This is a genomic window from Shewanella halotolerans (assembly GCF_019457535.1).
GTDB classification, from domain to species: Bacteria; Pseudomonadota; Gammaproteobacteria; order Enterobacterales; family Shewanellaceae; genus Shewanella; species Shewanella halotolerans.
On the sequence record NZ_CP080417.1, the window covers coordinates 3796085 to 3821302 of the forward strand.

The 25218-nt window shown below is 55.0% G+C and carries 22 protein-coding genes; 13 read left to right on the forward strand and 9 right to left on the reverse strand.

Annotated elements, in window-relative coordinates:
* Positions 1-296: 296 nt before the first annotated feature.
* On the forward strand, positions 297-1301 hold the full coding sequence (locus K0H81_RS16455) for a LysR family transcriptional regulator (protein WP_220059030.1): 1005 nt from the start codon (positions 297-299) through the stop codon (positions 1299-1301).
* Positions 1302-1450: 149 nt separating this feature from the next.
* Here K0H81_RS16455 and K0H81_RS16460 read toward each other — a convergent pair whose 3' ends face one another.
* A complete protein-coding gene (locus K0H81_RS16460; RefSeq protein ID WP_220059031.1) occupies positions 1451-2425 on the reverse strand; it encodes a LysR family transcriptional regulator in 975 nt (324 codons plus the stop codon).
* 561 nt (positions 2426-2986) lie between these two features.
* On the opposite strand from K0H81_RS16460, the gene K0H81_RS16465 reads away from it, so the two are divergent.
* From K0H81_RS16465 to nrfD, 4 genes are all read left to right on the forward strand, one after another.
* Positions 2987-3316 (forward strand): PDDEXK family nuclease, encoded by a 330-nt coding sequence (locus K0H81_RS16465; RefSeq protein WP_398350090.1) that lies wholly within the window; start codon positions 2987-2989, stop codon positions 3314-3316.
* 98 nt (positions 3317-3414) lie between these two features.
* On the forward strand, positions 3415-3879 hold the full coding sequence (locus K0H81_RS16470) for a cytochrome c3 family protein (protein WP_220059032.1): 465 nt from the start codon (positions 3415-3417) through the stop codon (positions 3877-3879).
* Positions 3880-3889: 10 nt separating this feature from the next.
* The gene (locus K0H81_RS16475; RefSeq protein ID WP_011866953.1) at positions 3890-4582 is read left to right on the forward strand and encodes a 4Fe-4S dicluster domain-containing protein; all 693 of its coding nucleotides are present in this window, start codon (positions 3890-3892) and stop codon (positions 4580-4582) included.
* Positions 4579-5520 carry a cytochrome c nitrite reductase subunit NrfD gene (gene nrfD / locus K0H81_RS16480; RefSeq protein WP_220059033.1) on the forward strand — a complete coding sequence of 314 codons (942 nt, stop codon included), beginning with the start codon at positions 4579-4581 and terminating at the stop codon, positions 5518-5520. Before K0H81_RS16475 ends, nrfD begins: the two co-directional genes overlap by 4 nt.
* A 14-nt stretch (positions 5521-5534) precedes the next feature.
* On the opposite strand, the gene K0H81_RS16485 is transcribed toward nrfD, so the two are convergent.
* Positions 5535-6638 carry a glucosaminidase domain-containing protein gene (locus K0H81_RS16485; RefSeq protein ID WP_220059034.1) on the reverse strand — a complete coding sequence of 368 codons (1104 nt, stop codon included), beginning with the start codon at positions 6636-6638 and terminating at the stop codon, positions 5535-5537.
* A gap of 609 nt (positions 6639-7247) precedes the next feature.
* Here K0H81_RS16485 and K0H81_RS16490 point away from each other — a divergent pair.
* The 4 genes from K0H81_RS16490 (at position 7248) to K0H81_RS16505 (ending at position 13672) form a co-directional block, all read left to right on the forward strand.
* The gene (locus K0H81_RS16490; protein ID WP_220059035.1) at positions 7248-7682 is read left to right on the forward strand and encodes a hypothetical protein; all 435 of its coding nucleotides are present in this window, start codon (positions 7248-7250) and stop codon (positions 7680-7682) included.
* Positions 7683-7931: 249 nt separating this feature from the next.
* Positions 7932-8765 carry a hypothetical protein gene (locus K0H81_RS16495; protein WP_220059036.1) on the forward strand — a complete coding sequence of 278 codons (834 nt, stop codon included), beginning with the start codon at positions 7932-7934 and terminating at the stop codon, positions 8763-8765.
* Positions 8766-8802: 37 nt separating this feature from the next.
* Entirely contained in the window at positions 8803-12369 is a 3567-nt protein-coding gene (locus tag K0H81_RS16500; protein WP_220059037.1) for a zinc-dependent metalloprotease, read from the forward strand.
* 259 nt (positions 12370-12628) lie between these two features.
* On the forward strand, positions 12629-13672 hold the full coding sequence (locus tag K0H81_RS16505; protein ID WP_220059038.1) for a diguanylate cyclase domain-containing protein: 1044 nt from the start codon (positions 12629-12631) through the stop codon (positions 13670-13672).
* Between the two features lie 77 nt (positions 13673-13749).
* On the opposite strand, the gene K0H81_RS16510 is transcribed toward K0H81_RS16505, so the two are convergent.
* From K0H81_RS16510 to K0H81_RS16520, 3 genes are read right to left on the reverse strand one after another with little or no spacing between them, the layout of a single operon-like run.
* Complete coding sequence (locus K0H81_RS16510) at positions 13750-14475, reverse strand: amino acid ABC transporter ATP-binding protein (RefSeq protein ID WP_220043315.1); 726 nt, start codon at positions 14473-14475, stop codon at positions 13750-13752.
* Entirely contained in the window at positions 14468-15148 is a 681-nt protein-coding gene (locus tag K0H81_RS16515) for an amino acid ABC transporter permease (RefSeq protein ID WP_011866961.1), read from the reverse strand. Before K0H81_RS16515 ends, K0H81_RS16510 begins: the two co-directional genes overlap by 8 nt.
* A gap of 6 nt (positions 15149-15154) precedes the next feature.
* Positions 15155-15883, reverse strand: coding sequence for a basic amino acid ABC transporter substrate-binding protein (locus tag K0H81_RS16520; protein ID WP_220059039.1), 729 nt, complete (start codon positions 15881-15883; stop codon positions 15155-15157).
* A gap of 528 nt (positions 15884-16411) precedes the next feature.
* On the opposite strand from K0H81_RS16520, the gene K0H81_RS16525 reads away from it, so the two are divergent.
* From K0H81_RS16525 to K0H81_RS16535, 3 genes are all read left to right on the forward strand, one after another.
* Complete coding sequence (locus K0H81_RS16525) at positions 16412-16657, forward strand: hypothetical protein (RefSeq protein WP_011866963.1); 246 nt, start codon at positions 16412-16414, stop codon at positions 16655-16657.
* Positions 16658-17067: 410 nt separating this feature from the next.
* Positions 17068-17784, forward strand: a complete 717-nt coding sequence (locus K0H81_RS16530) for an oxidative stress defense protein (protein ID WP_220059040.1) — start codon at positions 17068-17070, stop codon at positions 17782-17784.
* Positions 17785-17956: 172 nt separating this feature from the next.
* A complete protein-coding gene (locus K0H81_RS16535) occupies positions 17957-18955 on the forward strand; it encodes a WD40 repeat domain-containing protein (RefSeq protein WP_220059041.1) in 999 nt (332 codons plus the stop codon).
* A gap of 29 nt (positions 18956-18984) precedes the next feature.
* On the opposite strand, the gene K0H81_RS16540 is transcribed toward K0H81_RS16535, so the two are convergent.
* The 4 genes from K0H81_RS16540 to K0H81_RS16555 all read right to left on the reverse strand — a co-directional run bounded on the left by K0H81_RS16540 (position 18985) and on the right by K0H81_RS16555 (position 24057).
* Complete coding sequence (locus K0H81_RS16540; protein ID WP_220059042.1) at positions 18985-20175, reverse strand: potassium/proton antiporter; 1191 nt, start codon at positions 20173-20175, stop codon at positions 18985-18987.
* A gap of 148 nt (positions 20176-20323) precedes the next feature.
* Entirely contained in the window at positions 20324-21088 is a 765-nt protein-coding gene (lgt, locus tag K0H81_RS16545; protein WP_434086891.1) for a prolipoprotein diacylglyceryl transferase, read from the reverse strand.
* Between the two features lie 197 nt (positions 21089-21285).
* Positions 21286-22566: a 4-aminobutyrate--2-oxoglutarate transaminase gene (gabT, locus tag K0H81_RS16550; protein ID WP_220059044.1), complete on the reverse strand. Its 1281-nt coding sequence runs from the start codon at positions 22564-22566 to the stop codon at positions 21286-21288.
* Positions 22567-22599: 33 nt separating this feature from the next.
* Positions 22600-24057 (reverse strand): NAD-dependent succinate-semialdehyde dehydrogenase, encoded by a 1458-nt coding sequence (locus K0H81_RS16555; protein ID WP_220059045.1) that lies wholly within the window; start codon positions 24055-24057, stop codon positions 22600-22602.
* Between the two features lie 147 nt (positions 24058-24204).
* Between K0H81_RS16555 and K0H81_RS16560 the strand changes: the two genes are divergently transcribed.
* A complete protein-coding gene (locus K0H81_RS16560; RefSeq protein WP_220059046.1) occupies positions 24205-25167 on the forward strand; it encodes a LysR family transcriptional regulator in 963 nt (320 codons plus the stop codon).
* Positions 25168-25218: the final 51 nt, after the last annotated feature.

The window sequence follows — 25218 nt, forward strand, 5'->3', positions numbered from 1 at the left end:
CGATGAAATCAAGCTCCCGGCGATCTGTCCCCTGCGCTCCCACCCTCACAAGCATTCTCCCCTAAGTGTATCTTTTTGTTACCGATACGCTAACAAGGTGGCTAAAACTCGACGTTTTCAGCTTTTACTGGCGATTTAGCGAAAGGTTAACCACAAGTTAACTGTGATGTGATCCGCAGAATTTTTAACCAACTTGTGCTACAAGGATCGTTCAGCAAATGGTTAATTTTTAAATATAAGATCTATTACTTTTGCCTGTTAACGCCATCGAAAACTGCCGATAGAGGGATATTGTCATGCTGAAGAAAGTGAGCCGACTCGATTACTATACCCTACAGGTATTTATCGGACTGGTTGAGCTGAAGAGCGGCAGTGCGGTGGCCGAGCGATTGCGTACCACTCAGTCTAAGGTGAGCCGCAGCCTGACCTGCCTGCGGGAGGTGCTGGAGGACGAACTCTTTATCCGCCAGCAATATGGCTTTGAGCCCAACCAGGTCGCCCTCACCATCTACCCCATGGTCAAGACCATAGTGGAGCAGTACGACAAGATAGTGGCGGCCACCATAGACAAGGGCGCCGAGCCCTATCAGCTCAGTGTTGCCACCTATGAGCAATGGTCGCTGATGGCGATGAATTGTGTGCATAACACCTGCCACTGTATCGAGGGCGGCGTCAGCATCAATATTCAGCCCTGGACCGACAAGGTCAATCAGCGCCTGTGTCAGGGCAAGGTCGACTGCAGCATCTCCACCGAGCCGATTAATCACCCCATGGTGAACAACTTTAAGCTGGGGGATATCACCCACTTCTTCATCGTCGCCCGCCGTGGCCACCCTATCTTAACCAGCGACGATCCCTTAGCGCAGATGTTTAACTACCATATCGCCCTGGTGAACACTCACCTGCAGGAGCAGGAGCCCCACCCCATAGAGCTGTATGCCAAGGCCAGGCAGATAGAGATCCACGTGGCTCTCAAGAGCCCGAGCCTGAGGATGTTGGTGGATCATGTGAGTCACAGCGAGGATATCGCCCTGCTCTCCTCGGCCATGTCGATGAGCTATTTCGAGAATCGCGACGATGTGGACTATCTGGATATCTCCAGGATCTGGCTGCAGACCCGAGATCTCGAGACCGAAAGCTACTATCTGCATTGCCACAAGGGGATCAAACCCGAGCTGGCCAACTGCCTGCGCCGGGTACTGACGGAGAAGCTGATCGAGATGCAGGCCCACTGCGATCAGGTGGCCCGGGAACGTACGCCCCTCGCCCAGCCGAGCATCGAGCCAGAGCCTTCAGCATAAGCCTTTAGCCAGAGCCCTTAGCATAAGCCCTTAGCCAGAGCCTTTAATTTGCACCACGATAAAGCTCCAAATGAACCAGTAGGTTAGTTGCTGCCTGTGCAGGAACTTGTTGTAGTGCCTGTTATTAGTGCCTCGTATTAATGACAGTGCTAGTGCACGTTCTGGCTGATCAGCAGACCTATCTCCTGCTTCAACCAATCCAGATGGGCGGCGCTGCGACCGCTACGGCTCAGCATGTAGAGCCTAGGGTATGACTGATCTTGGTAGAGGCGCGCGGTATCCATGCCCGACAGGCAGCACACATGCAGGCCGGGTAGTAGCTCGCTATGCTCATACACCCTGCTATAAGGCAGCAGGCTCACCGTCTTGTCGTCGGACAGATAGCGATACAGCTGATTAAACTCCAGCCCCTCCCGTCCCAGATCCACAGGGGCCAGATGACAACTAAGGCGCTGCTGAGTGCAGTAACGCTGGAAAGGATCCGGCGCCTGCCTGTCCAGCTGCCCGAAGGCACTCAGATAGGGATAGTTGGCGATATTGGCCAGGCTGATCTCCTGCTGCAACAGGGGATGCTTGAGGGAGCAGAGCAGATACAGGTGGGTCAACTGCTTGAGGGGCGTGATGGTGAGTCTGTCGTCCTGCAGCGCCTTGTCCGAGGATTCGCTGACGATCGCCAGATCGATCAGTCCCTGAGCCAGATCTTCCAGCAGATCCACAGAGCCGGTGCGCAGCTCATAGCTGATGGGCAGTTGCGCCTCGCTGATGGCGCCGCTCAGGCGTTGGGGCAGTTCGGCGATCAAGAGATCGCTCACATAGAGCACCATCATCTGGCTCGCGGCCAGATCGTGGCGGCTCTCCAGCTGATACAGCTGTTCACCACACTGCACCAGGGCCTTGACCAGGGGATAGAGTTGACGGGTAAATTCGTTGGGTTCTAGGCCATGCTTCTTACGGATGAACAGGGGATCGTTAAAAATCATCCGCGCGTGTTGTAGACAGCGGCTCACCTTGGGCGCGGGTATATTCATCTCCATCGCCACCGACGAAGCGGAATGCTTTTCATACAAATTAACTAATATATTGGCGCTCAGCATATCTAAACTATCTAGAGTCATATTTTTCATTTCAAAATACCTCTCCCGACATCGAATATACCCATTCAGAGTATAGTAAATATATTTAAGCTGACAATATCTTTATTCGATATTAATAAAACAAATAAAATAGATCTTGATCATATTTCTAAATTTCAAGTATTTACAAAAACATTGCAATAGCTTAATCTTCATGCAAAATATCTTATAAACCCCGCCAACACTCAGATATTCAACAATTAAAAAACACATATCTATTTATTGATTATCTAAAAAATGAAATAGCTAAATATAAGTATCTGACCAAGGACTAAATTTTAATAATCCGATTTCAATAATTATTGTAAATAAATCCCATAGCGTAATAATTAAATCGAGAGTTAAAAATGAAAATAACCTTGGAGGTTTACTATGAACACCACCGCGACCGTTATTTTAAGCTATGCATTTATGTATTTTGTTTTGTTCATCATTTGTCCTCTCGTCATCGTGACCTTCGTCATGACGTGCATCAAGTTCTTTAGATCAAGCGAGAATCAGCTGGTCGATGCCGCCGTAAGCATCAAGCCTCACTTGCTCGACAAGGATTCAATGCACTTTTTGAAAGGCTTAAAGGCCATCGCCGCCAACCGCTACGATGTCCTTTACGGAGCGTCGCTGGTGAATGTAGTCGACTTAGATGACTCCCTCAGGAATCACGAAGAGGTGCAGGACTTCATGGAGCACTGTCACCTGGATTACGTGGTCGTCGACAACGAATCTTCTGCGGTCAAACTCGTGGTGAGCGACCCTGCGGCCAGCTCTCCAGAGCAGATGAAGTTTGTCGAAAAATGTTTAGATTACATAGGGGTGCAGCTGATTAAGCTGGACAAAGACAAGCATTGCGACGAAGCCTTGCTGCGCACCGCACTCGCCGCCTGATGAGTGTCTCTCACCGCAACGCCCAATGAGCGTCAAACCGACCACTTGACGCTCCTCTTCCCCACAACGTCATGCTCACTGAGGTGTAAGGATGCATTATGTGTCAAATTACCCCTTGTACTACTCTGCTGCTGGCCAGCGTCCTAACACTTGGCCTGGTGGGCCTAACGCCCAAAGCCTTAGCCGCCGACGAGCAAGCCAGTCGCAGCTGTATCAAGTGTCATAAACGCAATGGCCAACTCGAGGGCATACACGCCAGCCCTGGCCTCGCCATTCTCTGTCAGGACTGTCACGGCCCCAAAGGCAGCCATCCCAAGAAGGGATCGACCATCATGACCTTTGGGCCCGATAGCCCCTTCTCGGCTCAGCAACGCGGCGCCGTCTGCCTGACCTGTCACGACCATCAGGCCCTGGGTGAAGTGGAATGGACCCACAATGTGCACGCCAATCGCCTTGGCTGCGATCAGTGCCATAAGCTCCATCCCGAGACGGACCCTATGTTGTCGCTCGATACGCAACAGCATAGCCAGCTGTGTGTCGGCTGCCACAAAGTCGAACAATAGGAGGCCTGTGATGCAAGTTTCTAAACGCCAATTTCTCAAGGGGGTTGGGGCCCTACTGGCCGGTGTCTCTGTGTATGGTGCCACCCGCACACCCCAGGCCGATTCCCTGCTCCAGCCCGAGCAGGAAAGCGAGATCAAATACGCCATGGTGCATGATGAGAATGCCTGTATCGGCTGTAACGCCTGCGTCCAGGCTTGCCGTGAGGTCAATCATATTCCCGAGGGCGTCACCCGGGTGAAGATAGAACGTAAGGGGCCCTTCGGCGAGTACCCAGATCAGAGCTACCGCTTCAGCCGTGTCTCCTGTCAGCACTGCGAAGCCGCGCCCTGTGTAAGGGTCTGCCCCACAGGCGCCGCCTATATCGACAAAGAGACGGGCATAGTCGCGGTCAATAGCGATCGCTGCGTGGGCTGCCAGTATTGCATCGCCGCCTGCCCCTATCAGGTCAGGTATATCCACCCCGAGACCCGCACCGCCGACAAGTGCGATTTCTGTCAGAAGAGTCGCCTGGCCCAGGGGCTTCAGCCTGCCTGTGTCGAGGCCTGCCCCACCAAGGCACTGACCTTCGGCAACCTCAAGGATCCCGAGTCGGATCTGGTCAAGCTGCTTAAGCGCAAGCCCAGCTACCGCGCCAAGGTGGACCTGGGCACCCGGCCTAAGCTGTTCCATATTCAAACCATAGATGGGGAGATAATGCTATGAGTGCTTTTCATTTCGAAGGCCTGGTATGGCATTGGCCTATCGCCATATACCTCTTCCTCGCCGGTCTGTCAGCCGGGGCGGTATTTTTCGCCATCATGCTGAAACACTTCAAGCTATCCCATGAGGCCTGGCATTCGCCCTTCGTGCAGGCGGCGGCCATCATAGCGCCGGTCGCCGTGTTTGGTGGCCTGGGGATCCTGGTATTCGACCTCACCCGGCCACTGGATTTCTGGAAGATCCTGGTGTTCTACAACACCAGCTCTGTGATGTCCATGGGGGTGCTGGTGCTGATGGCCTATCAGCTGGTGCTGTTTGCCTGGATAGCCTGCGTCTTCCAGCGCCGCATCACTCAGCTGCTGGGCAATCGTCTGCCTGTCGCCAACCGGCTGCTAAGCTGGCTGGTGAAACAGGAAGCGGCGATCACCGGCATCTTGGTGATCCTCGCCATCTCGCTTGGGGCCTATACCGGCTTCCTGCTATCGGCGCTGATCGGCTTCCCATTGCTGAATAACCCGGTATTGCCGCTGCTGTTCTTGATCTCCGGGCTCTCCTCCGGCGCCGCCGCGACCCTTCTGGGTGGTGTGCTGCTCAGGGGTAACCCCAATGGGGTCGAGGTGCGTTTCATCCACGGCATAGAGATCCCGTTGATTTTAGTGGAGATAGGCCTGCTGTTTACCTTCTTCGCCGGATTGATCCTCTCTGGCGGTCAGAGCCAGGTTGCGGCACTCAACGCCTTGGGCTTCGGCTTCTGGGGTTGGATCTTCTGGGCCGGTGTGATTGGCATAGGCCTCACCCTGCCATTGGCCTTTAACCTATGGATGAAGGTGTCGGCAGATCGTAAGTTCGCCTATGTGGCGGTTACCGCCAGCTTCAGCCTGATAGGGGTGTTCTTGCTGCGCAACTTTATCCTCTATACCGGCCAGATGACGGGGATCTAATCCCCACTGGCCATTCACTCGCGGGCGTCATCTGCGCTGATCAGGTGCAGCGGCGCCCCGTCACTCAAGTAAGCCTCATCCACCTGATCCAGACCGTTGTAGCGGATCATATGGCGTATGCCATCGATATAGGCCTGACCTCGCTCGGAATATCGCTCCAGGGTGCCTGCCAGCACCAGGCCTGTGATAGGTTTGTTGTCGGCCCGCAGCTGCGCCCTTAGGCTTCTCAACGACTGATAGGCGGCGTTGGTGTTGAGGTTAAGCAGATAACCCTCCACCGAGGCCAGCGGCGTATCGAACCGCGCCAGCCCATAGTTGCCCAGCTCCTTGCGCTGCGCCTTGGGGGTCATCCCCTTACCGCTAAAATCCCACTGACCGAAGAAGGCGTTGCCCTCCACGGTAAAGCGTGACGTCGCCCAGCCACTCTCCTCCGCCGCCTGGGCCAGCACCAGAGAGGGCGGCATGATATCGACCCGCGCCAGTAGCTGTCCACGCTGATCCTCAGTCAGTCTGCTACTCTCACCGATCTGGCTGCCGCTCTCACCGGTCTGGCTGCCGCTCTCATCGGTTAACAGTCGATACTTGCGGGCCAGGGCCAGCAGCTCTGGGGCATCTAACTCCGCCTGGGCGATAGTCTGCCGCTCCAGCAATATCTGCTCATTGGCCACCAGGATCAGCGGCGCCATCAGACGGAAGAACACCATCTTCTTCAGCTGCACCGGGATCTGCGACGAGGTCTTCTGCCAGCGCTCACTCACCGCCTCGAAGGTGAGCCTGGGCACCTCACGATTGCCCGCCTGCCAACCCGCTTGGTTATACCCCAGACTATCGAACAGGGCGATCAGCTCATCGAGGGAGTTAAGCACCACATCCTTGGGCGCCTTGGTCGGCCTCGCCTTGGAGACAGTCTTGAAGCTGGTTTGGGTCTGCTGACTGTCAGCCGGGGTCGCCAGCTCGCCGGCGTTTTCCACCGGTGGCTCCATTCCGGCGGCGGCCAAGGCAGGAGACAGGGCGCCCGACTCATCACTGGGGCGATACCAGAGCGCCCACAGCATCAGCAGCGAGGCAAGCAGGAGTAGCAGAGGCAAGGCAATCTTGAGGCGGCTATCACTGGGCATAGAGGCTCCTTTTGCAGATAAGATGAGAGACGTTAATCATCAATGCTAATGCCTACTCTAATCCATCTTTCGATGCGCGTCTTTAATCAAGCTGTCGAGCAAGGCGCCGATCCTTCACCTATACCCATACTCAAAACTACACTCACACCCACATTCCTAAACCTCAGTATCGACACAGAATTTATTCATACTAATCATTAAAAGATCATCTGCTTAATTAAATAAATCTTTTATTAACTAGAGCCAAAAAAACTAAATCCTGTACAATTAAGTGCTGCCATCAAATATTTAAAGTTAAAAACCCAAAAGCCAAATCTTTAAAGCCAGCTACAAAAATATGCAAAAACTGATATCACAAATTATTTCTAATTTAGAATAACCCGGAAGATAACACCTATCGGTAAACAACTAGATAATAAAAAGTTAATAAGTTTCACATTAAAGACTGCAATCGAAAAATGAATGTGACAAAGACCGCAATATTGAGGTTAATGTTATTTTCATATTGAATAAAAATTATCGGTTTCATACATTGAATATTCGTCTCGAATTTAAATGTATCACCTTGTATCAAGTTGGTGGTATATCAATTCTCACTTAGCTGGTTATATGTTGAAACAAGGATCTGTCACACTATCGAGCTTAAGCCTGTTACTTGGGCTACTGGTACTCACTCAGCTGAGCGGCGGCCTAATGGCAAAGCAACAAGCCAGCAGTACCTGCCAAAGCCTGAGCTGCAGCGCCATCCAGGGAGATCGCCTGGCCACCAAGGAGGTCGCCCCTGCAAGACAAGACGCAGGTTTATCTTCCTGTTGGCACCACACATATCAGCAGCTATTTCCCAGCATGCCACCGCTAAGTGGCGAGACCCACGAAAGTCAGGGCAACGGCATGACACTGACTGTTGTGATCTTCTGCCTGTTATTTCTCTCTGCCGGACTGCCTGGTTACGGGCAAACGAAATACCGTACCCCAAAATCTATTATCGAGTGCAGCTCTTTATTAATGAGCTGGATTAAACCTATTAAGGGCACTCCATCTTAGCCAACCAAAATACCATTTTGACTCGCGTAGATAGATAGCGCTGAGCCACTATTTATAACGCGATCAATTTTGACGGACAAACCTAGCCGCCAACCAAGCTATTTCTTTTAATTTATTTTAGATGAGGTTTATTTCATGCCTTATGCACACTCACGCCTGTCGAGTGCGAACCCTTGCGCGCCTATTTTCTTGCCCAAAACAGCCATAGGGAAAATAGCCATGTGGAAAAAGACAATTTGGAAAAAAACCATGCGAGAAAAAACGGCGCAGCAAATAACAACATCTCTGTGCTTCATATTGGCTCTGCTGCTTTCGAATCAGGCATTGGCCGATAATGAAAACGTCGCCGCCGCCATAGACACTAACACCTCTCATTGCTCAGGCTATGTCAGTGCCAGCGCCGCCAGCAACACCTTCGAGCAATCGGCCCCCAGCTCCTACCAGGCCCTCAGTGCCAGCGGCAGGATCGCCTACCGCGACACCTGGGGCAGCATACGTCTCTCCAGCGGTGGCGAGGTGGAGACGCGGCATAACCAGAGCTATTTCTACGACACCTTCTTAGAGTATCGCACCCCGTCCAAGGCTCTGGGCAATGACTGGAGCTATGTGGGCAGTGCCGGGGTCTATCTGCCTACCGGCCATACCAGCAAAGAAAACAAGTTAAGGGCCGCCCCTAGGTTGGCGGGCTATCTCTTCTACCGCCCGAACCAAGACTGGAACTTCTATCTCTCACCCCGGCTTAAATATAACGCCTATGAACATGAGATAGGCCGTCACGGCGAGCACTTCATCGAGCACAGCATCAGCCTGCTGGCCGATGCCACCTGGCAGTTCATCAACAACTGGTATCTGGATGTCAACGCCTCCTACACCATGAACAAGCCCTTTAACACCAGTCGTTACGACAACCGTTTCACCATCAGCGAAGAGATCGGCTGGTCCTTTGCCCCCACTTGGGTGGCGGCCATAGGCCACAACAACAGCGGCTATTTCTTCGACCCGGATCGCGGCCCGTCCCACAGCTTTACGCTCTACGACGAACGCAACTCCGTGTTTTATCTATCGATCACTAAATATTTATAAAAAGCACTTATAAATTAAACAACTAGGAGAGGTTTCAATGTACAAGAGCACTGTCGCCATCGCCATATTGAGCGCGATAGGATTGAGCGCCTGCGGCACAGACGAGCCGTATCAGGAGGTCAAGAAAGATGAGCGGATGATCGCCGTCAAAGACTTCAAAGATGCCACCACCAGCGGCGCCACGGGGGATCAACTTACCTCCTCGACCACCACCGGCGAGCTGGCCAGCAAGCAACCCGAGCGACTCTTTCTCTACACCCGCAGCCTGGGTGAAGTACCGCGCTACTCGGCCCCCATCCATGGTTTCTCTCAGGGAGAAGCCAAGCTGGTAACCCTGCGGATGACGGAAAACGGCATCCAGCTGCGTCAGATCGACAGAGACAACATAGGTCTGGACCACGACTCGCGCTTCGATAACGAGTACAACAAGGCCCCAGTGTTGACCATTCCCGGCGACTACATCGACTTCCAGTGCCAGGAGGATAACTGGGGCGACTGTACCAACCGTGAGGAAGAGGTGACAGATCGCAACATCACCTGGGATCAGAAGAAGTTCTTCATTCCTAAGTTTGAAGGGGCGCAGATCGCCGAGGAGAACTACACGGATCTGGTCACCTTCAAGCAGTGCACCACAGAGACAGAGTCGGCCCACCTGGTAAAAGATGGCAACTGGGAAGGCTATGAGATGGACTTGGCCAAGGGGGTGATCAACTTCGAGATCGAACACACCTATCAGGCCAATCCCGCCTGTTTCGGCAAGTTCTTCAAGGGCAGCTTCGACAACCTCTCCTTCACCACCACGGAATATATCTCTGTCGTGGCCTTGGATCAGTTGGCCAGCAAGGACTTTGTCACCATCCCTTATAGTGAGGATGAGAACGGCACCTTCGGCTTCTTCCGCACCCAGCATGAATACCGTGACGGCAACAATGCCGATGGTAAGGATGGCTATGTGCGCCAGTACCTCAACCATTTCAACCCCAAGAAGGAGGCGATCACCTACTTCTTGAGTAACAACTTCTTCGAGCCAAAGAATCAGCCCTTCCTGGACGCGGCCAAACAGAGCATTACCGCCATCAACATCCAGAACAAGCTGTTCGAAACCGGCCTGCCGGAGCTCAAGCTGGCCCAGGCCAACGAACGCAGACACGGAGACTTGCGCTACAGCAACATCACCCTATTCGACGAGCCGTTAGATAACGGCCTGGCCGGTTATGGCCCCTCTGCCGCCAACCCGCTCACCGGCGAGATCGTCAGCGGCCGGGTAGACCAATACAGCGCCAACCTGCAACAGGGCTCGACCCGCTACTACCGCAGGGTGCAGCTGGACTACAACCGCGGCATGCTAGACCCTAACTCAGTCAAAGATCTCACCGGGGTCGACTACACCCCATCACAGGAGGCGGTGGATCGCGCCAATCAGGTGGCGGCCAACAAGCTAATTGCCGAGCAGAACAGTCAGAGCCAAGATCCTATGGTGCAGCAACCGCGCACCGAGGCTCAGCCGCAGACCATCATCCCGGATCTCTCCACAGATGATGCCAGCAACGCCCCCTTCGAGGAGCTGGTCAATCAGCAGAACAAGACCGAAGCCTTCTGGGCCGAGCATAATCTGATGAGTGTGGATCAGGCCTTCGGCCTCACAGGCGGCGCCCTGCGCGAACTGCCTCGCGGCATTCAGGGCTATGAGATTGACTGGAAAGACACTCAATTCTGGGTCGATGGCATCATAGGCGGCAAGCTGAAGGATATCGAGAAGATGTCCACCAGCTTCCAGGAGGATCTGGTGACTAAGCTGGCGGCTCAGGCCTTTGCCGGTACCCTCACCCATGAGCTGGGCCACACCCTTGGCCTGAGACACAACTTCGCCGGTAGCCGGGATCAGGCCAACTTCTTCAACGAAGAGGAGATCGCCAAGTTCAGCCAGGCCTTCAGCGAGGCGGGTTACCCGCATCTGACGGTCAAGGCCGATTTCTCCAGCCAGATGGACTATAACGCCGACCGTTTCGCCACCACCTTCCAGAAATACGATCTGGCGGCGCTGCGCTTCGGCTATGGTCGTCAGGTAGAGACCAAAGATGGCAGCCTGGTATCGCTGGAGGCGGCCGATGCCAAGCGCCGCGAGGAGCTACGCCAGGGCAATATCACGGGCGAGATCCAATATGGTGCCCTGCATCAGATAGGCAAAGAGCACGACCTGCGTTACTTCGCCTTCTGTACCGACGGTCATGTGACCCTCAACAGCAACTGTAACCGCTTCGACGCCGGCACCAACAACGACGACATAGTGCAGTACTATATCGACAGCTACCACGACAGCTATGACACCATGAACGTGCGTCACAACCGTCAGACCCTGTTCGAAGATCATATCCTGCCTTACACCATCAATCGTCTGCGAGGCTTCAGCGACATACGCCAGTTCGTCGAAGACACTGCCACGGTTGAGGAGCTATTTGCCTTCGATCAGAACGAGCTGGCCGAGTTCTGCCCAGGCCATGAGAACTACTGGTTCTGCGCCTCGCAAAGGGCGGTGGAAAAGGCGGCCGATACCTTCCTTACCGCGGCCGGTCTGAGCGACATCTACCTGCATGTCACCTATCGCATGAACAGCGATGACAGCCGCGCCCTGACCAAGGTGCACTCGCTGGAAGATATTCTGACTCGCCTCTATCGTCTCAATGCCGGCAAGCTAGATGAAGGCTTCGAGCTGGGTCAGATCATCACCGCCTACGAGCAAGCCCCTGAAAAACTGAAAGAGCTGCTGCTCAAGGCCGATATCGTCGAGGCCTACCAGGACTTGCTCTATGCCGACGTCAGCGCCAACAAGGGACGCCTGCTCAACGGCGTCAAGGCCCCGGCATCGAGCCCGAACCATCCCTATGTCAACGAGCGCGACGTGCTGGGCATGTGGCCCGATAAACTGCTGGCGATGCGTCAGCTGCTGACCCGCAAGTCGCCTCGCAGCACCACGGGCCGCACCTACTACGCCCTGGTTGATTATCCTAAGGTGAAGGATCAGCTCGAAGGCATGCTGTGTCAGATGACGCTGGGCAACACGGTTCAGGAGATCAACCAGTACCTGACCAAGCCTGTGCTGAGCGACAGCTGTAAGGCAGTAGATGCCAAATACTATGTCAACGACGTCGATTATGCCGACCAGCATATCGAGGCGCTTCCTAGCTACGCTACCTCTCTGGGACGCTACTTCGGCTTCCCCCAGAGCAGTTATGAGATGAAGGGTAAGAGCAACCTGCTGCAGATGATGCTCAAGCAGGTAGTGCTGGCATCGCGCGACAGCGATTATCGTGGCGAAGAGAAGGCCAGAGTGTGGCGCGAGTATGTGGGCATTCATCTTGCCAGCGACGCCGTTGCCGCCAGCAAGCAGATCAGCCTACAGGGCAAAAACTATGTGGCGACCGAAGAGAACCAGCTGGCTCTCATGCTAATCGACCAGATAGACACGCTCAAGGCACTCATCGCCAGCTCACCCGAGCTGATGAAGCATCAGATGAACAGCAAGGGTGAGACCTTTCAGCAATTGGTGGTTGACCCCATCATCGCCCGCGATGAGCGAGTGATCACTTACCTGCCAGTGCTCTAAGACTGCGGATATCGTTCAGCAATAGAAAAAGAAGCCGCTCGTCGGCTTCTTTTTTGCTTTAGGGCTAATGAGTTAGCCATGAATCTTAACAAGTGAATTCTCGTTAAGTTTCGCCCTCCATCTCCCGAATCTTTACCTAGCTAGCGCCATGCCTGGGATGCAACATCTGTAGCAAAATGTATCATCTTGTTTAGACAGTTGTTTCACTACCCAATAATGGTTAACTTATGCCTGACAAATGTAAAGGAGAGCCCCCTCGATGGAGCCCGATGAGCAGCCATCTAATCAGTTAGCCAACACAGAGCCATCGGCAGAGAAAAGTGCCGAGCCAACGGCGGACCTGATCGCCGAGCTAAAAGCCGAAAATGCGGCGCTCAGACGCGAGAACGCCAAGTTAACGCTGCTCAACGATCGCGCCGAAGAGAAACTCTTTGCCGCACTCGATGGCAACCGTCTCTGCCTGTGGGAGCAACATATTCCCAGCGGCAACCTGACCATCTTCAACATGCGGTGGGGCGAACTGCTGGGCTTTAGTCGCGAAGAGCTGGCGGCCCATGTGGACAGCTGGAAACAGAATCTGCATCCGGAGGATAAGGAGTGGGTGATCAAGGCCTTCGAAGATCATGTAGAGGGCAAGTCAGACTACTATCAGGCGGTGCACCGGATGATCCACAAGGATGGCTCGGTCACCTGGGTGTCCGATCGTGGCCGTATCGTCGAGCGCAAGCCGGATGGTACGCCGCTACGCATGATGGGGACTCACATGGATATCACCCAGGAGAAACGCTACGAACAGGAGCTGTCTGAGCTGGCCCACTGCGACCCTCTCACCAATCTGAGCAATCGTAAGGCGATCACCCTGGCATTTGAGGAGCTGTATCAGCGAGACTCGGGCAGCATCTTCTTCATCGATCTCGATGGCTTTAAGGAGCTCAACGACAAGCTGGGCCACAAGTTTGGCGACCATCTCTTGGTCCATGTGGCCGACACCCTCAGGGGCGTCATAGGCACTCAGGCCCAGATCGCTCGTCTCGGCGGCGATGAGTTTTTGATTCTGCACCCAAGCCAAGACCAGAACCTACTGAGTGAGCGGGCCCAGTCGCTGTTGGATGTCTATCGTCAGGCGATCATCTTAGAAGGCACAGAGGTCAAACTCGGCCTGAGTATCGGCATCTACTGCTTCACCCCAAGTGATGACTTTGCCAGCGCCTGCGAATTTGCCGACGCCGCCATGTACCGGGTCAAGGCCCAGGGCAAACACGACTACCAGTTCTGGCAGGCCGAGCAAGCGGCCGAGGGCTAACCGCTATACTCACCTGAGAATTGAACTCACCCGAAGATTTTACTTACCCTAAGATTTAACTTATCTGAATATTTAACTTACCTAAGCACCTTGCTCAAGAACGCCTGGGTACGCGGTTCCTGGGGCTGACCGAACAGCAGCGAAGGCACATTGCTCTCCACCACATAGCCGCCATCCATGAAGATCACCCGGTCGGAGACATCCTTGGCAAAGCCCATCTCGTGGGTGACGATCACCATGGTCATTCCCGCTTGGGCCAGCTGCTTCATCACATCCAGCACGTCGCCCACCATCTCAGGGTCCAGCGCCGAGGTGGGCTCGTCAAATAGCATAAGCTCAGGCTTCATCGCCAGGGCGCGGGCGATGGCGACCCTCTGTTTCTGTCCGCCTGACAGGCTGGCGGGATAGGCGCTCGCCTTGTCGCTCAGCCCCACCTGCTCCAGCAGGCGCATCGCCTCGCTATCGGCCTCGGCCTGAGTCATCAAGCCCAGTTTCACCGGTGCCAGGGTGATGTTTTGCTGCACCGTCTTATGGGGGAAGAGGTTAAAGTTTTGAAACACCATACCCACCTTCTGCCGCAGCTTGTCGATGCAGGCATCTGGCGCGGTGATCGACTGACCATCGATCACTATCTCCCCCTGAGTGGGTTGTTCCAGCAGATTGATGCAGCGCAGGAAGGTACTCTTGCCGCTACCGCTGGGGCCGATGACGCTGACCACCTCACCCCGGGCGATCGATTCATCGATCCCCTTGAGCACCTGGTTGTCGCCGAAATATTTATGCAGATTGCTAATCTTAATCACTTTGCTTAAGCCTCTTCTCAAACTTCGACAACATAAAGGTGAAGCTATAGGTCAACGCCAGGTAGATGAGTGCACAGGTAAACAGGGGCACGCTGTCTTCGAAGGTGCGGCTACGGATGATCTCACCCGAGCGCATCAGATCCACGCCGCCGATGAAGCCTATCACCGCAGTCTCTTTCAAGAGCACGATAAACTCGTTACCCAGGGCAGGAAGAATGTTCTTGATCGCCTGGGGCAGGATCACCTCCTTCATGGTCACCGCCTGCGACAGGCCGAGGGAGCGCGCCGCCTCCGTCTGCCCCTTATCCACCGCCTGTATGCCGGCGCGAATGATCTCAGAGATGTAGGCACCGCTGTTGAGGCCGAAGGCAATGATGGCCGCGCTCACCTTGTCCACATCCCAGGTAGCCAGCACGATAAAGTAGAGGATCACCAGCTGCACCACCACTGGGGTGCCGCGTATCACGCCCACATAGAGGTTGGCCGGCCAGCGCAGATACCAGCGGCTCGACATCTTCATCAATGTGGTGGCTACACCCAGTATGGCCCCCAAGATCATGGCGAACAGGGTCACGATCAGCGTCACCTTTAAGCCATTGAGGATCAGGTAGATACCTATGAGTCCATCTTCACCTATGGGCGTAAACAGCGAGGAATTAATTGCATCTAACATGGCGGCCTACTTCATGTGTTTGGCGAGCAGGGCGTCGTATTCACCATTCTGCTTCATGGTCGCCAGCGTCTTGTTGATGCTGGACAGCAGTTCGGGCTGGCTTTTGGCCACGGCGAAACCATAAAACTCTGGGGGGAAGTCCAGGCTGATAAGCTTAAGCTCAGGGTTCTTGGCCAGGTAGTTGGCGGCCGGCTCGCTGTCGAACAGCACGAGATCCACCTTGCCGTTCTTCAGCTCCATGATCGCCTCGAAACCGGTATTGAAGGCGGTCACCGACTGGGTGTACTTCTTGGCCATCATGTCGGCGGTTGAGCCCAGCTGCACCGCGAAGTGTTTACCGGCGAGATCCGCCAGGCTGTGGATGCTTTCATCCTGCTTATTAACCAAGACCACCTGAGTCGCCTCGTAGTAGGGGTCGGAGAAGTCGACGCTGGCCTGACGCTCTGGAGTGATGGTCATGCCCGAGGCGATCATATCTATCTTGCCGGCGTTGAGGGCCACTATCAGCGAGTCGAACTTCATGTTCTCCACCTTGAGCGTCTTACCCGCATCCTCGGCCACCTTGCGGGCCAGATCGATATCGAACCCCATCACCTGATCGCCGCTGACACCGCCCACATATTCAAAGGGCGGAAAGGCGGCATTGGTGCCTACCACCAGATAATCTTTCTCTTTGCCACAGCCACTCAGCAGCAACAGGGCCGTAAAACCGGCTAACAGGATAGATTTGTTCATTATTTACTCTCTTACCACGAATATTCGCTCAATTGGCCACGACTATAGGCAGCCCGACTCACACAGTCAATACTTATGCGATAAAAATGACTATTTAATCAATTTGTTTGCTTTTTATTAACATAAACTTGCCTATTAGTCAGTGTAGCTCGGCCAGCCCAAAGCGGCGCCAAGCCAAACTTGCAGACTTGCACCAATGCAAGCCATGGCGGCACCAAGTTGGTGAGCCCTGTGCCCGATGTCACACTTGTCAGACGCAATCAAAAACCATTAATAACCATAAAAATCAATTGATTAACAACATTTGAAAAAGTTGGCACAATACTTACATATTACTTTGTAGGTAGTCATTGGGGCGGGCTGAATTGCCAGAGATAAATGAGGTACCACCCTATAAGGAGTTGTAGATGAAACCTTGGTTAATGGCGGTCAGCCGCTTCGAAGATTGGCAGTTTATCTTTCACCTCGGCATCAGCCAGTGGGATGTCGAATAGGCTAACACGCGGATTCATCCATAAGGAGTCACAGATGAGTACAGTATCTAAGAGTATCACGCCTAAGATGGCAGAGCGGATCGTCGCCGAAGTCAAAGGGAACAACTGCCTGTTATCGGATGTCGCCAAACAGTTTGGCGTCTCCACCAAGACGGTCTACCAACTGGTTCGCCAGAGTGAGCAGCAAGGCGGGCGCGTGGGCGTGCTGCGCGCCGAGATCGACCGACTCACTATGCAACTCAATCAGCTCATGCGTGAACTCAAGCTTATCCAAGGATAAGCCTATTCACCAAGAGCTAAGTCGATTCGCCAATGGCTAGGGAAGGCAAGATAACAAGATGGAAACAGAATAAGTGGTCTGCAGGAAGCATGTGATTTCAGGTTAGAGGGCAGCAAACATAATAGCCTAAGTCGAGGGCCAGAGACCGACGACGGGCCTGAATCGCAAAACCATTTAAAAAGAGGTGTTTTACAGGTGGCACCTCTAGCGCTCCCCCAAAGGCGCTTTCGCCTGGTGATAGGCAGGATGCTCTATCACCAGGTTTTTTCTTTTGGGAGAAGCCCCTCTCCGACAGCCCCAAAAAAATTTTCAGTTTATTTAACCCCTTTTCAGAGATCCTGCGTCTATATGCTCAAACAACCGATACCTATCTACTGATTTGTCACTATTACGTGCGTTTGGAGTATTCGATGAAAAAGACCCTGATTGCCACCCTATTTGGTTCATTGGTTTTCACCGGCAGCCTGCTTGCTTTACCTAACGCGGCCGCCGCAGAGCTAAACTTCCCCCATATCGAAACCGTCGGCACCAGCGAACTGGTCGTCAAGGCCGACATGGCCGAGCTAACCGTCGAGGTGGTGACTAAGGCCGACAATCCAGCCAAGGCCAAGGCGGGATCAGACAAGGCGGTCAGCGACTTCCTAGCCAGGTTAGCCAAGGCGGGGATCGCACGCGAGGATGTTCAGAGCGCCAACCTGAATCTGCGTCCCGACTATCTGTACGACCCTGAAACGCGCACCAACAAGGAGATTGGCTACCTCGCCAGTCGCCAGGTGGTGGTCACCCTAAGGGCACTGGACAAGCTCAACGACCTGCTCGACAGCGCGTTGCAGCAAGGGATCAACCGCATCCATCAGATCAACTTCAAATCCAGCAAGGAAGCCGAGATGATTGAACAGGCCAGGCTGATGGCGATCAAGGACGCCAAGCAGAAGGCCGCCGCCCTGGCCGAAGGCTTCGGTGAGCGTCTGGATGGTGTATGGGAGATCCGCTATCAGGCTCAGGGGGCGGTGCGCCCCATGGTGTATAAGATGAGTGCCGCAGCCCGTGGTGATGTGGCCGAGAGTTATCAGGAGGCCCAGACCAGCATCAGCGATCGTGTCGAGGTGATCTACCGCCTCAAGTAATGGCTCATAGAAGACTTAGTCCATACCAGCTTAAGTCCAAGCAAGACATGGCTCATACAAGACATGGTCCATACAAGGCTTAGACCTTCAGGCCCGCTGGCTGACACCGGCGGGCTTTTACATGTGTTATGCTCAGCTAACTCCCAGTAACTGAGCCTTATCCGCTATCGTCATGTCCACACTCAAGCGTCTGTGCCACCTCTTAAGCCTGGCCCTGTTACTCGTCGCCCTCTCCGGCTGCTCAGATAAGCAGACAAGCCAGCCGCCGCAGCGCCTTAAGCGACTGGTGGAAGACAACCTGGTGGCAGGGCTACTGGCAGAGGATGCCAGCCTGGCCGTCACATTGAGTCGAAGTCGGGATCTCAGCGTCTGGAGCCTCCCCGAGGGCAAGCAGCGCTTTCACTGGCCGGCTACCGCCTTCGAGCATCCGGGTTATCAGCTGGCCATGTCGGGCAACAAGCGCTATCTGGCCTATGGCGGCAAACGCCAAATTACCCTGATAGATATCCAGCAAGGCAATATCCAGCTGACCTGGCAGGTCAACGGCTTTGACGACTACGCCAGCATCTCGACCTTGGCGCTTAATCAGTCGGGCAGCCGCATCGCCATCGGCATGAACGAAGGCAGCGTGATCTTGGTGGATTTCACGGCGCAGCAGTTTTCTCTGTTTAAACAACACGACGCCGAGGTGGCCTTCCTCACCTTTGGCAGCTCGGATGAGCGCCTGTTATCGGCCGGCCATGATGGCAAGGTGCTCTGGTGGGTCAGTGGCAGCGGCGAGATAATAAAGCAGTTCTCCCTGCCCCAGCGCATCACCAGCCTGGCGTTTGACGAGGCCGATAGGTGCCTCTTCTTCGCCGACAACCTGGACAATCATCAGCTGCTGGCATTCGACACAGGTGAGGCGCTGAGTAAGCTGAACTACTTCGAGCGCTACCGCTATTTTCGCCGCGCCCGCTTCATTCACAGAGGCGATGAGTTGATCACTGCCACCTCGAAACAGACAATCTTTCGCTGGCAGGTCGCCACCGGCAAAGAGCTAGCGCGCTGGCAACTCACCCCCTTCTCCATGGGCACGACCGTCATGGATATGGTGAGCTATGGTGGGCAGCTCATCACCCTCAGCTCAGACGGCGCCCTAGAGTACTGGCAATTGGGCGCTGGGAATTGAGCACTGGGAATAGAGTTAAACGCTAGCCCTTAATTGTCGCTATTAAGCCCAAGCCGCTTAGCCAGGGGCTCTATGGCCGCCCCCTGCAACAGGATGGAGAAGAGCACGATGAAAAACACCAGATGCACCATCTCCACCGCCCCCTCGACACCGGCCGCCGCCGGGATCAGCGAGAAGACGATAGGGGTCGCCCCCTTGAGACCTATGGAGGAGATAAACAGCCGCTTCTTCCAGCTCGCCTGACGAAACGGCAGATAACAGATTTGCACCGCCAAGGGCCTGGCTACCAGCATCAGTAGCGCCGCCGGAATAAGCGACAGGAAGAACACACTAAACAGGGTCTGGGGGAAGATCTGCAGCCCGAGTATGATGAACATCAGCGACTGCGCCAGCCAAGAGAGGCTGTTAAAGAAATGCCGCGTCACCTCCACGCCCCGGCGTATGCCGTTACCCATCACTACGCCACACACATAGGAGGCGATCAGGATATTGCCGCCAGCCAACTCGCTGCCATAGGCTGCCAGCACGAAACTGGCGAGCACAAACACAGGGATCAGGCCATACTCCTCGAGATGTATGCTGTTCAGTGCCCACACCGCCAACTTGGCCACCACGAAGGCAACGCCTATCCCTAAGGCGATCTGCAAGCCTAGCATCTGGCCTATCGCCCAGGCTGATACCGGCGCGTCCGGCGCCAGAGCGATACCTGTGAGTATCATCACCATCACCAGGGCGACCGGGTCGTTGGTGGCCGACTCGAACTCCAGCACGGTATCCGTGCGCTCCTTGAGCTTGAGTTTCTTCGACTCCAGAATCGAGAACACGGCCGCGGCATCGGTCGAAGAGACCACGGCGGCAAACAGCAGGCAGATCACCAGGCTCCATTCCGTCAGCGGATAGAGGAGTGCCCCCAGAATAAGCGTGGTCAGCAGCACCCCAAAGGTTGCCAGCACCCCGCCCTCCTTGTAGGCCAGCTTAATGCTCTCCGTCTTGGTATTAATGCCGCCGACGAAGACGATCATGTTGAGGGCGACCGCCCCGACCGTGGAGGTCAGGGTGAGGTTATCGTAGACAAAATTAAACTCGCCATTGCCCAGGCTCAGGCCCACGCCCATAAAGATCAACAGACTGGGCAACCCCAGGGTCTTTGAGGGGTGATGCAACAGGATCCCCACGGCGATCAGCGCGGCGATCCCTAACAAGATAACCTGGTAGGACATAGGTCTCCTTCTGGCAGATGAATAGGCTGGGACAATGAGATTTGCCCCCCAATTTTAGCAGAGGATCTATTAATTGGAGATGAGTTAAATGATTGATTAACTGTTTTTAATTGAAAAAAAGCCCGAGCTGAGTCGGGCTTGCTTATCGCTATTTGGTCTTGGATGCCAGATAGGGCTTCACCAGCAGGAAGACCCCCACCAGCAGGAAAGGAATACTCAGCATCTGACCGGCGCTCATGGTCCAGTCCTGGGCGTAGGCCGCCTGCTTCACCTTTACGAACTCTATGGCAAAACGGGCACTGAACACCCACACCAGGAAGAGGCCGAACAGGGCGCCCTGCTTCTGCTTCATCTCTGTGGTCTTGTAGATAACCCAAAGGGCGATGAAGATGCTCAGGTAGGCCAGCGCCTCATACAGCTGGGCCGGATGGCGCGGCAACATGTCCACCCGCTCGAACACTATTGCCCAGGGCTTGTCGCTCGGCACGCCAAGGATCTCCGAGTTGACGAAGTTGGCCATACGCACGAAGAAGCCGAAGATGGCCGTGGCGATCGCCAGACGATCCAGCAGGAAGAGGAAAGGTAGCTTCATCTTGCGATGGTAATAGTAGAGCGCCAGGATCGCCCCCAGGCCGCCGCCATGGCTGGCCAGGCCGCCTTCCCAGATCGCCAGAATCTTAGCTGGGTGCGCGAAGTAATAACTGGGATCGTAAAACAACACATGGGCCAGACGCGCCCCCACCACTATGCCGATAACGCAGTAGATCAAGAGGTTATCCAGTGACTCCACATCCAGGCCTTCGCGCACATAGATGCGTTTCATCACCTGAAAGCCCGCGGCGATCGCCGTGGCAAACAGGACGCCATACCAATGTATCGTCAGCCCCATGAAAGAGACCAACACTGGGTCCATATTCCAAATAAAGTGATCCAAAAACCTAAACTCCCTCGCCTGAGGCCAATTGGCCTGGTGAATAACGCTGCTGACAGGCAGTTTTACGCGCTTCGACTTGCTTATTCAAGGTCTTGTGGCGATTTTCAACATACAGATACAAAAAAGCCCGGGAGAGCGTCCCAGGCTTTTGTTTATTTATTTCAAACAAGCGCGATTTAGTCCACCAGGCTCTCGAACAGCGTCTTAAACTTGGCCAGCCCCTCGGCCATGATCTCATCGCTGATGGTCAACGCCGGCAGGAAGCGGATCACGTTGCCGTAAAAGCCACAGGCCAGCAGCACCAAGCCATGGGCCGCGGCGTTGGCGATGATCGCCTGTGTCAATGCCGTGTTGGGCTGCTCACTGTCACCGTCGATCACCAGCTCCATGGCGATCATGGCGCCTTGATTGCGCACCTCGCCAATCAGCTGTGGATATTGCTCCTTGAGGGCAGAGAGTGCCTGATTGAAGGTGTCGCCTATCTTAACGGCACGCTCCACCAGCTGCTCCTCTTGCATCACCTCGAGCACCGCCAGCGCCGCCACACAGCCCACGGGTGAGCCGCCATAGGTGCCGCCAAGCCCGCCCGGCAGCGGCGCGTCCATTATCTCGCTCTTACCCACCACGGCGGCAAGTGGGAAGCCACCGGCGATCCCCTTGGCCATGGTCATCAGATCCGGCTCGACGCCCGCGTGCTCGCAGCTAAACATCTTGCCGGTACGGCCAAAACCTGTCTGGATCTCATCCATCACCAGCACGATACCATGCTGATCGCACAGCGCCCTGAGCGCCTGTAAGAACTCAGGTGGCGCGGCGTAGAAACCGCCCTCTCCCTGCACGGGCTCGACCACGATCGCCGCCACATCACAGGGGGCGATATCCACCTTAAACAGATGCTCGATCGCCTTGAGGGAGTCTTTCACGCTCACGCCATGGAAGGCCACCGGATAGGGCGCGTGGAAGATATCCCCGGCGAAGGGGCCAAACTGATGCTTGTAGGGGGTGATCTTACCCGTCAGCGCCATGGTTAGGTTGGTGCGGCCATGGAAGCCACCGTTGAAGGCGATGACGCCGCGACGCCCTGTGTGGGCCCTGGCGATCTTGACGCAGTTTTCCACCGCCTCGGCGCCCGTGGTCACGAAGATCGCCTTCTTGTCGCTGTCGCCTGGAGCGATGCGATTAAGCTGCTCCGCCAGGGCTACCGCCGACTCATAAGGGTTCACCATCACACAGGTGTGGCTGAAGTTATCCAGCTGCGCCTTCACCGCCGCCACCACCTTGGGATGGCTATGGCCTGTGTTACACACAGCGATGCCTGTGCCGAAGTCGATGTAGCGCTTGCCCTCGACATCCCACAGCTCGGCGTTTAACGCCCGCTCCACATAGACGGGATAGGCGTTACCTTGTCCCCTGGCGATCGCCTGTACCTTACGCGCCTGTAATTCTACGTTGCTCATCGTCTCTATCCTTCCGTTTACTTATCCAAGCCACTACTTATCCAGGCCACCGAGGCACAGGTATTTAATTTCCAGGTAATCGTCCAGGCCATACTTGGAGCCTTCACGGCCGTTGCCCGACTGCTTCACCCCGCCAAATGGCGCGGCGGCGTTGGAGATGATCCCCTCGTTGACGCCCACCATGCCATACTCCAGCCCCTCGGCGACGCGGAAAATGCGGCCGATATCCCGGGCGTAGAAATAGGCAGCCAGGCCATATCCGGTATCGTTGGCCATGGCCAGCGCCTCAGCCTCGCTATCGAAGCTTATGATAGGGGTCACAGGGCCGAAGATCTCGTTGCGAGCTAGCGGCATCTCGTTGGTCACATCTGTGACGATCACGGGTGCCAGGAAACTCTCGCCCAGTTCACTCGGCTGACCGCCGATCACCAGCTTGGCGCCGCTTGCGACAGTATCATCCACCAGCTTAAGCACGTTTTGCACCGCATCCTTGGAGATCATAGGGCCGACGGTCACCCCATCGCCCAGGCCATCGCCCAGCTTGAGATTGGCCACGGCGGCGGTAAATTTTTCGGTAAAGGCCGCGGCAATTCCCTTCTGCACGAAAATACGATTGGTGCAGACACAGGTTTGCCCGGCGTTGCGATACTTGGAGATCAGGGCGCCCTGCACAGCGGCATCGATATCGGCATCGTCAAACACGATAAAGGGCGCATTACCCCCCAGCTCCATGGAAACCTTCTTCACGCTGGTCGCGCACTGGGCCAGCAAAATCTTGCCCACGGCGGTAGAGCCGGTGAAGGTGAACTTGGCCACATCTGGATGCTGGGTTAGCACCTTGCCCATGCCCACGGCATCTTCGCCCACCACTATGTTGAACACCCCGGCAGGGATACCGGCGCGCTCGGCCAGCTCGGCCATCGCCAAGGCAGACAGCGGCGTCAGCGGTGAAGGGCGTGCCACGAAGGTACAACCGGCCGCCAGCGCAGCCGCTGCCTTACGGGCGATCATGGCGTTGGGGAAGTTCCAGGGGGTGATAGAGGCCACCACGCCCACAGGTTGCTTGATCACCAGAATACGCTTGTCGTTGGCGGGCGCCGGAATGGTGTCGCCATAGACACGCTTGCCCTCCTCGGCAAACCAGTCGATAAAGGCGGCGCCATAGGCGATCTCCCCCTTGGCCTCGGCCAGGGGCTTGCCCTGCTCCAGGGTCAGCAAGCGGCCCAGATCTTCCTGGTGCTCCATCATCAGGTTGAACCATTTACGCATCAGGGCGGCGCGCTCGTTGGCCGAACGCTTAGACCACTCCGGCAGTGCCCGCTTGGCGGCCAATATGGCCTCCTGGGTATCCTCGAGACTGGCGTCAACCACCTGGGCGATCACCTCCTGGCTGGCCGGGTTCACCACGTCGAAGCGTTGCTCGCCCGCCGTCCATCTGCCGTCGATATAGGAGGAAAGTTTGATTAACTGAGTGTCTTTAATTCCCTGCATAACAGTTCCCTGCATAAATAGTTTGAATCTAAAGGGCTACGCCTGAGCTTGAATCAAGACGGGCGCGCTAATTTCTCTATTGAATAGCAAAACTAACTCAGGTTAAATACCAAATATTCAACAAAAAGTTTGAAGCAGGTAAAACTAATGAGCAAACAGTCCATCATCCCTAAGGCGATCACCGAATACGATCTCAGATTACTGCGCATCTTTCGCACCGTGGTCGAGAATGGTGGCTTCGCCGCCGCAGAGAATGAACTCGGGGTCACCCGCTCCACCATCAGCGTGCATATGTCGAACCTAGAGAGTCGCATGAAACTCAAGCTGTGTAGCCGGGGACGGGGCGGATTTGCCCTCACGGAGGCGGGCCAGGCCGTGTATCACGCCTGTATCGAACTATTCGATTCCCTCAACGATTTCTCGATGTTTGTTAACAACTTGGGGGAGGAGTTGATCGGCGAGCTGGTGATCCTCTGCGCCGATCAGCTGGACTACGGCATGCAGCAGAAGCTGGCCCAGGTGATCGCCTACATACACCAACGTCAGCCGCAGCTACACCTTATTCTTGACGGCGAGGCGCTGCACCAGATTGAGAAGTCGCTGCTACAGGACAAGGCCCATGTCGGCCTCTTGCCCAGCTATCAACAGATCCAGGGCCTCAACTATCAGACCATCTTCAGCGAGCCCATCTACCTGTGTTGCAGCGCCAAGCATCCCTATTTTCATCTGAGCGACGAAGAGATCAGTGCCGAGATGCTGGCCAAGACCCCCTCAATCCACCCAGGTGTCGATATCGACCCCGAGGGTAGAGAGCAGCTCAAACGCCTCAACCTGTCGGCCAAGGCGTATCAGTTTGATACTCGTAAAACCTTAATTCTATCGGGTTGCTACATAGGTTACCTGCCCCTAAGCTACATACAGGAGGAGCTGAAACAGCAGGAGATCAAGATCATTCACGGGGATGAGGCCTGTTACCAGTTCAACCTCTCCATGGTGGTCAAGCAGTCGGCGCGTGAGAGCGCCAAGGTAGAGCTGCTCACCCAGGCCTTCAACGAGGTGTTTGGCCTGGAGCCGGGCAGTGATTCAAAAAAGGCTGCGGCCACACCTTAGGTAGCCGCCTAAGGCATAGACCGCAGCCAAGTTGTCCTATGACCATCAACG